The organism is Aeoliella sp. (assembly GCF_965227375.1).
GTDB lineage: Bacteria > Planctomycetota > Planctomycetia > Pirellulales > Lacipirellulaceae > Aeoliella.
The window spans coordinates 2491892-2506236 of record NZ_CBDDFX010000002.1 but is presented as its reverse complement, the minus strand read 5'-3'; the positions used below and the strand labels follow the sequence as shown (position 1 = coordinate 2506236).

Genomic DNA, 14345 nt, shown 5'->3' with positions numbered 1-14345 from the left:
TGTCCTTAGGCTGTGCATTCGAAGAGAATCCCGTTCAGATGGCTTGATCTGTCTGAGGTACGCGGGTAGATGTTGCTTTACCCGTTTCGCGGCGTTATGTCCCAATGGAATGATTCGTTCCGCGAGTCGACTGTGATGTCCACTTCAATTTCCGACATGGCTCCCGACATGAACTCGTCGGCTACATAACTCACCGGTGGAGGCCCGTCGATGGTTGGTTTGATCTTCCAGCACTCGATGTACACGCGATACTTGCCTGGTACGACTCCATCGCCTGGTTCCCAGGACGTAGGGGAATCGAAGTTTCCGTCCGCGTCGAAGTTGGCCAGGGCAGGGCGGCGAGGGTATCCTTCGGCGGGCTCCAGTGGCAGGAAGTGGATTTGTCCGGCGGCCGGCCACTCGCCTCCGCCGTAACTGACGGAGCCCGATATGGGAATGGTCTTGGGACGCGAGTTTCCGCTGCAGCCAAGCGTCGTAACGACGATGCAGGCCAACGCCGCTATTCGAACTATGTGTACATATCGCACGCGTCAGGGGCTCCTCATCCAACTGTGTATGCTAGGACCTTAGATCGAATAGTCTTGAGTTGCGCGCTTATCTCTCTCCGGTTTCGCGCGTCTGAACTCGAAGGTGCCAGCACGGTAGCGATTGACACTTCCAGGATCGACGATGGCAGGAAAGACACCTGGCCGGAATGCAAACCGCGCGGAACCAACAAAAAGAATGGCGCCACGGCCGTCGTCTAGTGTCTTGGAGGCAAGCGACTTCCGGTAGCTTGCCTGTTCTTGAGCTTTGGGTAGCATTCGGAAACGATCCCCCTCGTTGCCGTTTGGTTCCTCCTCGCCATATCCATAGGCGACGATGGTGTACGCGCCAGGTTCCAGGTGGAGCGGAGTGCGAAGCGACTTGAATCGATTCGACGCGACCAAGTCGCCCGGGTTGGTTTCGGTGAATACCTCTCGCACTAACAGATCGCCGCCAAAGTCGTCGTCAAATCGATAAGCGGTGCCTGCTTCGTTGCGCGACCACAGCTCAGCCGTGATGGTGCGACGCAGCCCGTCGGCATCGCTATCAAACACCCCAAGTTTTGTAATCTCGATGGGGTCTTTCACGACAAAGTCCATTCCGAGGGCACCTTCAAAATCCACCTGATCGCCAGGGAATCCGGGGAGATTGTGATAGGCGATGTAGGCCTCGGGGACTTCTCGGATGAACGTCTGTTCGTTGAGTTCGATGCGGAACATCGCGCGCCGCGATGCTTGAAAACGACCGGCAAACCCTTCGGCAATCGTTTCACGTTTCAATTCGATGCCCACGTCGTTCAGCAGCGCGACCTCGACATTGCCCGCCAGGACGCAGACATCCGCCGAACCGTCGGTCTCGTTCACCACCACACCTAGATCGGCGTTGCGGACGGTTGCTCTGCTGCTGGGAGTTGTAAGTTGCACCGGTCCGCGACCTTCAGAAGTGAGAAGCGTCGCCTTGCCCACCCGCAGGAAGCCGGCTTCGCCCGATTGCACTTCCAACACCGCAGGGCCCTGCAAGACCACGATACCGCCGTTGGCGAAACGAATCTTTGCGGTTCCACTCTCCAGCTGCACCGGTTGCCCGGGACGTAGGCTGGTGCCGCCGGGCATGACTGCCAGGTTCATGAGTCCCCAACGCGACCCGGGAGAATACGACACGATCTCCGCTGCCAGCGGGATGGAGCCTTGCTGGTCGTCGCCTTGGGCAGTGCCGCCGGAGGCGACTGCTACTTGCTTGGAGTCGTTCTGGGAATGCCGCCCAAACAGCCAGCCCGCCAATACCAGGCACGACGCCAGGAGGCCGGCCCAGGCGACGCGGTGGAGCGACCATGTTCGGGCATCGGAGTGAGATTCCAACTGCTTCAAAGAGCGAAGCGTGCTCAGTGGTGTGTTCGGGGGGAGACTGCTGGACGCATCGATCGGCGACACGCCTTCGGTGGGGAGCAGCGACCCGGACTGAGGGTGGCCGCTGAGTTGGTAGCTCAGCGTGTTCTCGAGATGCATCAACTCGACGAACGCTTGCCGTGCATCGAGGCTGGACTCCAGTGCCTTGCGGAGTTGCAAGAGCTGCTCGTCGGTCGCCACGCCTTCGCGGCAGGCGCTCACGAGTTGCATGAGTTCAGCGAGTCGAACGGGTTGTTGGTTGGGGTCGTCCACTACACGCTTCCTGAATCCAGGGTAACTTCCACACACCGCAGCAAGGACAGTCGAATGCGTTGCAACGAGGCGTACACGCTTCGCACCGAGAGTCCTACGGCGGTGGCAATCTGTTTGACAGACATCTCCGACTCGTATCTCCCACGTAGCAGGTTTCGATCGCGCTCGCTGAGCTTGGCAATACAGCCAATCAGGGCGTCGTTTCTCGATTCCAGGTACTCGGCTTGCGATTCCTGCAAAATGGCGAGCTCTTCAACCAATTCATCGCTGAACACGATACGGCCGGAGGAACTTCGTTTGCGAATACAGTCCAGTGCTTTAAACCTTGCGATGGCACATGCCCATTTGACAAAGGCCTCCGACGAGCCGGCGATGTCATTGGCGACGTCCGCGTATTTCTCCCAGGCTGTGATGCTCACCTCCTGAAGTGTTTCGTCGGCATCAAGCCCGTAGGGAAGCAACGTGAGGATGAACCCGTGAACGCGTCGCTGGTTCGCCGCCCACAATCGCATGTAGTCGCTATCGAGTTTCGCGCGGTTGGTTTGCTTTTCGGAGGAGCTCTTCATGAGGCAATTCTGTGTCGGTGGCACCTAGAGGATACTCATGCCCAATTCCGGTGGGCACAACACTGACTTGGTGGCCGAGAAGCCTACCGTCATGCAGGTATTCCCCGTTTCCCACCGCCCGTTTTGCACCGCCACAATGGGATATGTGAAACGGAAGTACAAATTGCAGAGAAAAAAGTCAAAGAACTCAAATTTGCGCGTCACACGGCAATTCGAGGTGTATTGAAGGAAGGAGCCTCCACATTCTGCAAAGCTTGAGACGAGAAGAAAGGATCAGTGGCTGCTGAATTTGGACATATTTCCATTTTTCTCTGCAATCCAACAGGCCTCTCTACATTACTCCCCGAGGAAGGTCTGGATCAACACAATGCTGCGGGGATGGCGGGACTTTTTTGGGGGATGGCGGGCGTGTCACACCAAAAATATTTCTAGCTGACAGGCGTTAGGAACAAGAACTAGAAGAGCGCGCGTCTGATGTTTTGACACCTGGATGGAAGCACCGCTTCACCATGCAGCGCAGGGGGCTGCTGAGAAGCGGGGTGCCGCAGTCCTCAACAATTCTCTGGGAGCGACCTAATGAGTGGAATCTTTGGTAAGTGCTACGGGGTCGTGGCAGCTTTGCTTGCTGTAACCTTCTTGTCTTTGAGCAACACCCATGCTGAGACCATCATTGTTTTTGGCGATGCGGAGCACGGCGTGAGTGACCCGGGAGACTGGGCAGACAATTCGTTTACGGGGTTGGGACTAGGAGAGCATTATCAGTCGGGTGCGAACAACAACGCCACGTCAATGTGGTCCTTCTCCGGGCTGGCCAATGGCACCTACTACGTGTCGGCCAACTGGACGGCTGAGCCAAACCGCACCACGACGGCGCGTTTCACCGTGAGCGATGGCTTGGGCGACGTGGTTGTCGATCAGCAAAACTCCACCAGGGACTTCTACGAACTGGTATCTGGCAAGCCAATCGGTTGGAAAAACCTGGGACAGGTCACTGTGAGCGATGGCGACCTCACCGTGAGCCTGGCCGACGACGGCGATGCACTCACTAGCGATGTCTTTATGATGGCCGACTCGATTCGCATCAGCACCATGCCTGGAGTCTCGACCCTTCCCGGTTTGGGCAAGGGTACCGTGGTGGACGACGGCGATCCAACCCACACGTTCTTGGGCGAAGGCACAGGCACCGGGGCCAATGGTGGCGACTCTCTCTGGATCTGGAACAACTACGGCTACAACACGACGGTATCGGGTTACAACCAGGACCACTGGTACGACCTGGAGGACGGTGCCGCGAGTCACAGTGGTGTACTGGGCTCGGAGTGGACTTTCGATGGCCTCACGCCTGGCGTGCCAGTCGACGTTTCGACGACTTGGTTGCCCCACGCCAACCGTGGGCAGAACGTCCCCTATACCATCAGTGGAATCGATGGTGGCGATCAGACCGTCTTGGTGAATCAGGAGCTCGAACCCTTAGCCGATGCGTACGAACTCGACGACTTTGGGATTGCCAAGCACTTTCAGTCGCTTGGTACCTTTGTTCCGATGGGCACTTCGATCACCGTGACCATGACCAATGGCGCAGACGAATTTGTGATCGCCGACGCGGTGCGTGTCGCCCGGGTGCCAGAGCCCGCCACGGCCACGTTGGTCGGATTGGGCGTACTGTGCCTGGGAATCGCCAACCGCAGGAAGTCTTGATACGTAGAGCCTGTAAGGCCGACAAAGCAATGGCAGCCGAGCCCGCTTAGTCGCGTTGCATTTGCGACGCGGCTAAGCGGGTCTTCGTGAAAATAGGAGGCTGTAGTACCACTGCGGCTCTAGGTGCCATCCCGCCAAAGACTAGTGAATACCGGTTGCCCAAGATAGAGCTACACGGCCCCACCAGTTTGGGGGTGTCGAGTGGTCGAAACCGACAGCGAAGTTCGTCTTTTCCGTACCAGACTGTAGAGGATGTGGAATGACAATATCGATGAGCTTCATCATGGTCTATGATGAAAATTGCTCGTAATTGGGGGGAGTTCATTTGAGGAAGCGAGACTTTGTGGCATTGATGAGAAGGCGGAAGCTCTCGATGCAAAATCTCACCCGCTGTTGGCTGGTCGTCGTGGCCAGTGCGATGCTGGCGCCGGCTTCAAGTTGGGGCCGCGTCACGTTCTCGCGGGACGTGTTGCCGATTCTGTCGGACGCGTGCTTCCAGTGCCACGGTCCGGACGAAGGGTCCCGGGAAGCGGATCTGCGTTTGGACCAAGAGGAGAGCGTGAAGCTCGATCGGGGCGACTACGCAGCCGTGGTGCCCAAGGATCTCTCGCGGAGCGAGTTGTGGAATCGAATCACTACCACCGACGACTCGATGCAGATGCCGCCGGCCAGCTTGCATCGTAAGCTCACCCAGCAGCAGATCGAAACGATCCGTCAGTGGATTCTGGAAGGTGCGGAGTGGGGAAATCACTGGGCGTTCGAGCGGGTGGAGCGGCCCAAGGTGCCTGTCGGACAGCATCCGGTGGACTATTTTGTGAACGCGCAGTTGGACGAGCTCGGCTGGAAAGTCGCTCCGGCGGCTGACAAGCGGACGCTAATACGCCGTCTTTCGTTGGACTTGACCGGGCTGCCGCCCACTCCTGCGGAGGTGGAGGAGTTTCTGGCAGACGAGCGGCCCGATGCGTGGGAGCGATTGGTCGATCGAAAACTCGCCTCCCAGCAATTCGGCGTACGAATGGCCTGGGACTGGCTCGATGCGGCGCGCTACGCTGATACCAACGGCTACCAGGGCGACGCGGAACGCACCATGTGGCCTTGGCGCGACTGGGTGGTGCGGGCGTTCAACGACAACCTGGGCTTCGACGAGTTCACGGTCTGGCAACTCGCGGGCGACCTGCTGCCCGAACCCACCAGCGATCAGGTGCTCGCCACGGCGTTCAATCGCAACCACATGATCAACGGCGAAGGCGGCCGCATACCCGAGGAGAATCGGGTCGACTATGTCATGGACATGACCGAGACCATGGGCACTGTGTGGTTGGGGCTCACGCTGAACTGTTGCCGTTGCCACGACCACAAATTCGACCCGCTAAGCCAGCAGGAGTATTACTCGCTCACTGCGTTCTTCAATCAAACACCGGTCACCGGCGATGGAGGCAATCCACAAACCCAGCCGGTGATGCGACTTCCCACTCCACAGCAGCAGCAAGACCTGCAGCTAGTTGGAGATTCGCTCGACGAAGCGTACGAGCAATTGTCCGATATGGAATCGCGTCTCTGGCCGAAAGCCGAAGCGTCTGGCGGTTCCTCGTCGGAGGTCGAACTGCCCGACACGGTAAAGTCGGTGATGGAAAAACCCTTGGAGAAACGAGGGAAGGAAGATTGGCAGAAACTGAAGAAGCACTTTGCGGACTCGTCGCCCGAGTGGATTGAGTTTTGCAACTCCTGGCAGCAACTTCGAGATCGCCGCGACAAGATCGAAAAGGGCGTGTGCCGCGTGATGGTGATGGAAGACTTGCCCGAGCCGCGGCCGACCTACGTGCTCGACCGAGGGCTCTACAACCAACCGGCCCAAGAAGTACCCGCAGCGGTACCGTCGACCTTGCCACCGCTTGCCGAAGGCCAAAAGCCCAATCGCCTGGCGCTGGCCAACTGGCTCGTTTCTCGCGATCAGCCCCTCACCTCGCGCGTAACCGTGAACCGCTTCTGGCAGATGTTCTTTGGCGTCGGGCTGGTGAAGACGGTGGAGGACTTTGGGGTTCAGTCCGAACGTCCCAGCAACGGCGAGTTGATGGACTGGCTGGCGGCAGAGTTCATGGAGTCGGGGTGGGATACCAAGCACCTGCTGCGGATCATTGTGACCAGCGACGCCTATCGCCGAAGTTCGTACGACCGTTCGGGCGAGTCGTACGAACTCGATCCAGAGAACCGATACCTATCAAGAGGCCCTCGTTTCCGGCTGCCCGCGTGGATGATTCGCGACCAGGCGCTGCAGGTCTCGGGGCTGCTGAATCCTCAGCTCGGTGGCAAGCCAGTGAACGTTTACCAACCGCCTGGGGTGTGGTCGGAGGCCACGTTTGGCAACAGCGTGCACAAGGCCGGCCAGGGTGACGAACTGTATCGCCGCAGTCTGTTTGTCTACTGGCGTCGCATCGTGGGGCCGACCGTGTTCTTCGACTCAGCCAAGCGCCAGGTGTGCGAGGTCCGCCTCGCACGCACCAACACACCGATGCACGCCTTGGCGGTGCTGAACGACGTCACTTACGTCGAAAGCGCACGGGAACTGGCCGAGAACGTTATGAAAGCCAGCCAGGACGAGAACGCCAGGCTGCAGGACCTAGCCCAGCGGGTTCTGGCCAGGGAGCTTACTCCTGACGAACTAGCTATCTGGAAACGAACCCTTGCAACGGCCCAAGCCGAGTATGCCGAGCATCCCCAGCAAGCGGAGAAGTTTTTGGCGCTCGGGGAATCGAAGCGGGACGACTCGCTTCCGCCCGAGGAGCACGCCGCATGGACCTCGCTCTGCCTGAACGTGCTGAATCTAGACGAGACGCTTACCAAAGAGTAGTCCATTGAGTTACCGCATACTCCATCCCGATTCACCATCGCCGCTGCGAGAAGGGCAGCTGTCGATCAATCGCCGACAGCTCTTCGGCCGCTCGGCCGGTGCGGTGGGCGTGGCCGCGCTGGCGTCGCTGATGGGCAAGGAGTCGTCGGCGACGGAGTCGTTCGATGCGGTGCGGAGCCGCTTTCCCAGCTACGCTCCCCGGGCGAAGCGGATTATCTACCTCTTTCAGAACGGTGGCCCGACGCACGTCGACATGTTCGACAACAAGCCGAAGCTGCACGAGCTGCACGGTACGCCGGTCCCGGATCAGCTGATCGCCGGCAAACGATTCAGCACGATGACAGGGCAGGCGCAAGGCAAGTTGATGCTCGCGCCGGTCGAGCCGTTTCACCAGTACGGCGAGAGCGGCGCCTGGGTGAGCGACTTGATGCCGCACACCGCGACGATCGTCGACGACCTGTGCTTCTTGAAGGGGATGCACTCCGACGCCATCAACCACGCCCCGGCGATCTCGTTCATGCTCAGCGGCGCACAGATCCCCGGGCGTCCCACCATGGGCGCGTGGCTCAACTACGGGCTGGGGAGCGAGTGCGAGGACCTGCCGGGGTTCGTGGTGATGACTTCGGTGAGCAAGGGAACCACCTGCGGGCAGATCTTCTACGATTTCTACTGGGGCAGCGGCTTCCTGCCGTCGCGTTTCCAGGGGGCCAAGTTCCGCGGCAGCGCCGATCCGGTGCTGTACCTGAGCAATCCCGATGGTGTCCGACCGGAGCTCCGCCGCGCGATGCTGGACGACCTGGCCGAACTCAATGCGCTCAAGCACGCCCAGGCGGGCGATCCGGAGATTCAAACCCGCATCGCGCAGTACGAGATGGCGTACCAGATGCAAACCAGCGTGCCGGAGTTGACCGACTTCTCCGACGAACCGGATCACATACTGGATATGTACGGCCCGCAGGTTCGCGAGCCTGGTACGTTCGCTTACAACTGCCTGATGGCGCGGCGGCTGGCCGAGCGGGACGTGCGGTTCATCCAGGTGATGCACGCCGGCTGGGATCAGCACAATACCATCACGACCGAACTATACACGCAGTGCGTCGATACCGATCAGCCGAGTGCGGCGCTGGTCCGCGACCTGAAGATGCGCGGCATGCTGGATGACACGCTCGTGGTGTGGGGCGGAGAGTTCGGGCGTACGCCGTTCATCCAAGGCAACATCGACGACCGCCCGCGGTGGGGTCGCGACCATCACCCGTATGCTTTCACGCTGTGGATGGCCGGCGGCGGAGTGAAGCCGGGTATCACCTACGGCGCTTCGGACGAATTCGGTTTCAACGTGGCGGAAGGCGGCGTGCATGTGCATGATCTTCAGGCAACGATCTTGCACCTCATGGGCATCAATCACGAGGCGCTGACGTATCGCTTCCAAGGACGCTATTTCCGCCTGACGGACGTGCATGGGCGTGTTGTCGACGAGATTCTAGCGTAATTGCGAATGCGATACTCAGTGATCCAACGACGAACGATGTTCCACCGGCCTGGCGCCGGCGGTTGTGCTGTGTTGCTCATCGCGATGCTGCTCGCGGTTCCTCACGCGTCGGCCGATGAGCCGCAGCAGATCTCGTTCAACGAGCACATTCGACCCATCCTCGTTGCCAAGTGCGTCGCGTGTCACGGCGGTCCCAAACAGGCGGGGGGCATCTCGTTCTTGTACCGCACCTCGGCGCTCTCCGTAGGCGATTCCGGCGAGCCGGCCATCGTTCCCGGAAGCACGGAGCAGTCGTATTTGATCGAACGGGTTTCCGACCCCGACGAAGACTATCGCATGCCACCCGCCGAGCACGGGCCGGCTCTTACTGAGCAAGAGATCTCGCTGCTGCGACAGTGGGTCGACGCGGGCGCGGTGTGGCAGGAGCATTGGTCGCTGGTTCCGCCGGAGCCAACTACCGAGCCAGCGGTAAGGGACACCAACTGGCCCAACCGCCCACTCGACTTCCACGTGCTGGCCCGGCTGGAATCGCAAGGCATGGCTCCCTCGCCGGCAGCGCCCAAAGCTCAGTGGCTGCGGCGGGTGACGTTCGACCTGACGGGCCTGCCGCCCACCGAAAGTGAGTTGAACTCCTTCCTCTCCGATAGCTCGGACGACGCCTACGAGAAAGTGGTCGACCGCCTGCTGGCTTCGCCCGCCTACGGCGAGCGGTGGGCCTCGATGTGGCTCGACCTGGCCCGCTACGCCGATACGCAAGGGTACGAGAAGGATCCGCACCGAGAGATTTGGCCCTACCGAGATTGGTTGATCCGCGCGCTGAATGCCGACATGCCGTACGACGAGTTTGTCGTCAAGCAACTGGCCGGGGATCTGCTGCCCAACGCAAGCCTCGACGACCGACTGGCAACCGCCTTTCACCGTAACACGCAGACCAACACCGAAGGCGGCACCGACGACGAAGAGTTCCGCCTCAACGCGGTCGTCGACCGGGTGAACACCACCTGGCAAGTGTTCCAGGGAATGACGTTTGGCTGCACCCAATGCCATTCGCATCCGTACGATGCGTTCGAGCACGAGGAGTACTACAAGTTCCTCGCGGTTTTGAACAATACGCGAGACTGTGACCTGCCCGAAGATTACCCCGTGCTTCGCGTGCCAAAAGCGCAGGACCAAGTTGCAGAGTGCGAGCAACTCGAGCAGCGCCAGGTGGAACTTCGCACGGAGTTGTTCCGTCTGTATTCCGAGGGGATGTCGGACGCTCGTCAGTGGGACAATCTGAGACTCACCGGTGCTAAATCGACTGGGGCGGCCGAATTGACCATTCGCGAGTCGGATGGGCACAACGAGTTGGTCGCCGGCGGCACCATCTCCCAAGGGTCGCGCTATACGATCGACTGCGCCGCCTCCAGCGAAGAGCCGATCACCGCCCTGCGGATTGATGCGTTGCCGATGGATCCCGAGAAGTCGCTACGCATCCCTGAGGAGGGATTCGCCCTGTCGCGACTACAGTGCTTCGTCGTTTCCAGCGACGGGACGGAGACGCGGGAAGTTGCCTTGCAGGCTGCTTTTTGCGACGAGTTGGATCCCGAGTTCGATCCGGAGGACAGTCTGCACGACAACCATAGTGGCTGGTCGGTGTTCACCAAAATCTACCACCCCCGCTATGCGGTGTTCCTGCTGGCCGAGCCTCTCCACCTAGCCGAGGGGGAAACACTGCGTTTGGTGCTGCACCAGAATCGCAACACGTCGGGACTGGCCTCGCAGGTGATCCGTCGGGGCAGATTCAGCGTGTCGACGAATCCACAGTGGTCAACGTTGCTGAATGGCCAAGAGTACAAAACGCTGCGCGACCAACTTGGCAGCGTCCGTGAGCAGTTGCGTGCGATTCTGAGTACACTTGTTCCGGTGCTTGAAGAACGCGACCCAGTTGCGCCGCGCCCGACGCAAGTGTTCGTCGGTGGAAGTTGGCTCGAACGTGGTGATACGGTGCAGCCAGGCGTGCCGGCGAGTATGCCGCCGCTGGCGAGTGACGGCCCGGCCGATCGACTCGACGTCGCCCACTGGATCGCATCGGATAGCAATCCACTCACCAGTCGCACCATGGTGAATCGACTGTGGGAGCAGTTGTTCGGACTCGGCATCGTCGAGACTGTCGAAGACCTCGGCGCCAGCGGGCAGGAGCCTTCCAACCAGGCGCTCCTCGACTGCCTGGCGATGCAGTTTCAAGGAGAGTTGGGCTGGAGCGTTAAGCGGTTGCTCAAGGAGATCGTGCTATCGTCCACGTATCGGCAGGATGCACGCGTGTCCCGAGACTTACAGGAGCGTGACCCCCGCAATCAGTTGCTCGCTCGCGGTCCAAGGGGCCGTTTGCAAGCCGAAATGCTGCGCGACCAGGCGCTGATTCTCTCCGGGCGGTACTCGCAGCATCTGTACGGACCGGCGGTCATGCCTTACCAGCCCGACGGGGTCTGGCAATCGGTTTACAACGGAAGTAGTTGGCAGACCTCGCAGGGCGAGGACCGTTTCCGCCGCGCCATCTACACGTACTGGAAGCGAACCAGTGCGTACCCCAGCATGCTGGCGTTTGACATGAATAGCCGCGAGGTGTGTGTCGCGCGGCGGATTGCAACGAACACTCCGCTCCAGGCTTTGGTAACGCTCAACGATCCCGCGTTCATGGAACTGGCCGACTCGTTCGCCAAGCGCGCTCGCAACGAAGGAGGAGCCAACGCTCGCGACCAGATCGCGTGGGCCTATCGCCAGGCAACCGGCCAGCCAGCCGCCGACGCGGTGATCGACGAGTTGTGTTTGTTGCACGAGCAGGCACTCCAGAAGAGCCCCTCGGAGTCATCCGACACGCCGGATGACTCCGCCGATCAGTTCGCGATGACGGTCGTGGCCAGCACCATCCTCAACCTCGACGGTTCGTTAACCAAGTAGCCGAGTGACATCCTTTCCGAGTTAACTTCATGCAACCCGCGCAGCAATACGTTCGCGACACGCTTCAGGCGCAAACCCGCCGCACGTTCTTGGGCAAGGGAATGGCTGGTCTGGGGTCGCTGTGGCTGGCTGGTCAACTCGCACAGGAAGCGTCGGCCGAAAAGATCCAGATCGATCCGGCGAACCCAGGTCGCCCCCGTTCCGGGCATTGGGACGCGAAGGTCAAGCGGGTGATCTACTTGCACATGGCCGGCTCGCCCAGCCAGTTGGAACTGTTCGACTACAAGCCAGAACTCGAGCGACTCGATGGCAAGGACTGCCCGCAAGAGTTCATCGAAGGGCAGCGTTTCGCGTTCATCCAGGGCACACCGCAACTCCTGGGGCCGGTATTTCCGTTCCATCAGGCAGGCGAGTCGGGCACTTGGGTTTCGGATCGGCTGCCGAACTTCGAGAGCGTCGTCGACAACGTCTGCTTCGTCCACTCGATGCAGACCGAACAGTTCAACCACGCTCCGGCTCAGTTGTTGTTGCACACCGGCGACCAGCGTTTGGGCTACGCGTCGGTTGGCTCCTGGGTAACGTACGGATTGGGTAGCGAAAACCAGAACCTGCCGGGCTACATGGTGCTGGTTTCTGGTGGCAAGACTCCCAGCGCTGGCAAGAGCGTTTGGGGATCGGGCTTTCTGCCGGGTGTGTTTCAAGGAGTGCAATGTCGTTCGCAGGGCGATCCGGTGTTGTTCCTGTCGAACCCCGACGGCATCGATCGCGAACTGCGCGGCAGGATGATCGAAGCCATCAGTCGCATTAACCAATCGGCCTACCAGGAAGTGGGCGACCCCGAAACGGTCACACGAATCTCGCAGTACGAGATGGCCTACCGAATGCAGATGGCTGCGACCGACGCCATGGACATCAACCAAGAGTCGACTCATACCCACGCTGCCTACGGCATAGAATCGGGCAAGGAGAGCTTCGCCAACAACTGCCTGCTTGCTCGCCGGCTTGTCGAGCGTGGCGTGCGGTACGTTCAGCTCTACGATTGGGGGTGGGATTCGCACGGCGCAGCCGAAGGCGAGGCCTTGAACGCGGGGTTCATTCGGAAGTGTCAGCAAATCGACAAGCCGATGACCGCCCTGCTGAAAGACCTCGAGCAACGTGGGCTGCTGGACGAAACGTTGGTGGTGTGGAGCGGAGAGTTTGGACGCACGCCGATGCGCGAGAATCGGGGCGGTCGCAAAATGAGGTACATCGGGCGCGATCATCATCCTCACGCGTTTACGATCTGGCTGGCCGGCGCAGGGGTGAAGAGCGGCGCCCACATTGGTCAGACCGATCCGATTGGCTACAGCCCGACCAGCACACCGATTCAGGTTCGCGACTTGCACGCCACGCTGCTGCACTTGATGGGTCTGAATCACGAAAAACTCATCTTCCCTTACCAGGGACTCAACCAACGACTCACCGGCGTCAAGCCGGCGCGCGTGGTGAAGGAAATGCTGGCGTAACTGAACTTGAAAGCGCTTTAGCTTGCTTGTCGGCGCACAGCAGCCATTTTTCTCAATCTTAGGGCCGACTCGCCGAACGCCTGGCCGATTTCGTAGATGATCTTGGGACTGCCCAGATAGTGGTACGGCCGGTCGTCGCCGAAGTTCCGCCACGCGTCGATGTCGTCGCGCCAAGTCTTGAACGCCTCGGCGGCTTCAGGGTCCCAGTACTGGTCGGTCTTCACCACCTGGACGTTGCCTGCAAAGTCCGGCAGCCCGCCCGCACCGAGTTGTCTCGCCTTGAACTGTTCTCGTTTGTCGGTCCTTGCATTGTCGCCGGTGTAGGGGCCGCCCACTCCAAGTTGACCGATAACGAACGGTAGTCTGGGGGACTCTAGTTCATCGCGAACGTCTCTAATGAAGTGAATCATGTTTCTGGCATAGTCGCGCGAGTACTCTTCGTTGACCATGTCGTTCCAGCCCTGAAACCAAACGAACCCGGCTAACTCCAACTCTTTGCCCCTAAGCTTGGGGAAGAGTTCCTCGTAGTTCTCTCGAACGCGAGCAATCTCCTCAAGCATGTCTCGGTACGACTTTCCATAACTGCTGCGCACGTCGTCGAGCGTGGCCTCCGGGTTCTTCTTGCGTGCTGCTTGCAAGTCTTGTTCGAGTCGTGTTTGTTCCGGCATCCCCGCCGAAGGTGGGCGGAAGTCGCGGAACAGCGACCTGCCTCCCCAAGCGACCTTGATAATCAGCACCGGCTGATCGATGACGTCGCCAACCTTCCAGCCAAAGCCCAGTTCGGGTCCAAATCGACCACGGCTGCCGTACCCAACCTCCAGCGGTCCGTGCCGGTCGAAGAACGTTATGTAGACATCGTCTCTCACCAGGTAGTTCCCTTGGCCGTCGTGCAAGGGCGCGAACAACTCTTTCGTGCGGTCTGCTTTCACTTGGCGACGAAGTGTTTCGAGCGAGGCCTTGCCTTCCATGTTCGACTGACCAGCCAGGATGAACACTTGCACCTTGTCCGGACTGGATGGAGCATCTTGGGCCGAGGTGGCCCACTCGGCAGCGGCCAGCAGCGAAACCACAGCGACAATCGTTGCAAAGAGCTTCATTACATGTTCCCGGATGATC

The 14345-nt window shown here is 59.9% G+C and carries 9 protein-coding genes; 5 read left to right on the top strand and 4 right to left on the bottom strand.

What is annotated here, in order from left to right; genetic code table 11:
* Positions 1-77: 77 nt before the first annotated feature.
* From ACQK2L_RS22850 to ACQK2L_RS22840, 3 genes are read right to left on the bottom strand one after another with little or no spacing between them, the layout of a single operon-like run.
* Entirely contained in the window at positions 78-527 is a 450-nt protein-coding gene (locus ACQK2L_RS22850) for a hypothetical protein (protein WP_425399365.1), read from the bottom strand.
* Positions 528-566: 39 nt separating this feature from the next.
* Positions 567-2183, bottom strand: coding sequence for a hypothetical protein (locus tag ACQK2L_RS22845; RefSeq protein ID WP_425399364.1), 1617 nt, complete (start codon positions 2181-2183; stop codon positions 567-569).
* On the bottom strand, positions 2183-2749 hold the full coding sequence (locus ACQK2L_RS22840; protein ID WP_425399363.1) for a sigma-70 family RNA polymerase sigma factor: 567 nt from the start codon (positions 2747-2749) through the stop codon (positions 2183-2185). Before ACQK2L_RS22840 ends, ACQK2L_RS22845 begins: the two co-directional genes overlap by 1 nt.
* A gap of 576 nt (positions 2750-3325) precedes the next feature.
* On the opposite strand from ACQK2L_RS22840, the gene ACQK2L_RS22835 reads away from it, so the two are divergent.
* From ACQK2L_RS22835 to ACQK2L_RS22815, 5 genes are all read left to right on the top strand, one after another.
* The gene (locus tag ACQK2L_RS22835) at positions 3326-4447 is read left to right on the top strand and encodes a PEP-CTERM sorting domain-containing protein (RefSeq protein ID WP_425399362.1); all 1122 of its coding nucleotides are present in this window, start codon (positions 3326-3328) and stop codon (positions 4445-4447) included.
* A gap of 373 nt (positions 4448-4820) precedes the next feature.
* Positions 4821-7295: a PSD1 and planctomycete cytochrome C domain-containing protein gene (locus tag ACQK2L_RS22830; protein WP_425399361.1), complete on the top strand. Its 2475-nt coding sequence runs from the start codon at positions 4821-4823 to the stop codon at positions 7293-7295.
* 4 nt (positions 7296-7299) lie between these two features.
* Positions 7300-8784: a DUF1501 domain-containing protein gene (locus tag ACQK2L_RS22825; RefSeq protein ID WP_425399360.1), complete on the top strand. Its 1485-nt coding sequence runs from the start codon at positions 7300-7302 to the stop codon at positions 8782-8784.
* Positions 8785-8820: 36 nt separating this feature from the next.
* Complete coding sequence (locus tag ACQK2L_RS22820; protein ID WP_425399359.1) at positions 8821-11724, top strand: PSD1 and planctomycete cytochrome C domain-containing protein; 2904 nt, start codon at positions 8821-8823, stop codon at positions 11722-11724.
* 29 nt (positions 11725-11753) lie between these two features.
* Positions 11754-13229 (top strand): DUF1501 domain-containing protein, encoded by a 1476-nt coding sequence (locus ACQK2L_RS22815; protein WP_425399358.1) that lies wholly within the window; start codon positions 11754-11756, stop codon positions 13227-13229.
* Positions 13230-13246: 17 nt separating this feature from the next.
* On the opposite strand, the gene ACQK2L_RS22810 is transcribed toward ACQK2L_RS22815, so the two are convergent.
* On the bottom strand, positions 13247-14326 hold the full coding sequence (locus ACQK2L_RS22810; RefSeq protein WP_425399357.1) for a sialate O-acetylesterase: 1080 nt from the start codon (positions 14324-14326) through the stop codon (positions 13247-13249).
* Positions 14327-14345 lie beyond the last annotated feature (19 nt).

What these genes read in the sequence shown, in the direction of transcription:
- ACQK2L_RS22840 (WP_425399363.1), bottom strand. Translation starts at nt 2,749, where the DNA reads ATGAAGAGCTCCTCCGAAAAGCAAACCAACCGCGCGAAACTCGATAGC.
- ACQK2L_RS22835 (WP_425399362.1), top strand. Translation starts at nt 3,326, where the DNA reads ATGAGTGGAATCTTTGGTAAGTGCTACGGGGTCGTGGCAGCTTTGCTT.
- ACQK2L_RS22830 (WP_425399361.1), top strand. Translation starts at nt 4,821, where the DNA reads ATGCAAAATCTCACCCGCTGTTGGCTGGTCGTCGTGGCCAGTGCGATG.
- ACQK2L_RS22820 (WP_425399359.1), top strand. Translation starts at nt 8,821, where the DNA reads ATGTTCCACCGGCCTGGCGCCGGCGGTTGTGCTGTGTTGCTCATCGCG.
- ACQK2L_RS22815 (WP_425399358.1), top strand. Translation starts at nt 11,754, where the DNA reads ATGCAACCCGCGCAGCAATACGTTCGCGACACGCTTCAGGCGCAAACC.
- ACQK2L_RS22810 (WP_425399357.1), bottom strand. Translation starts at nt 14,326, where the DNA reads ATGAAGCTCTTTGCAACGATTGTCGCTGTGGTTTCGCTGCTGGCCGCT.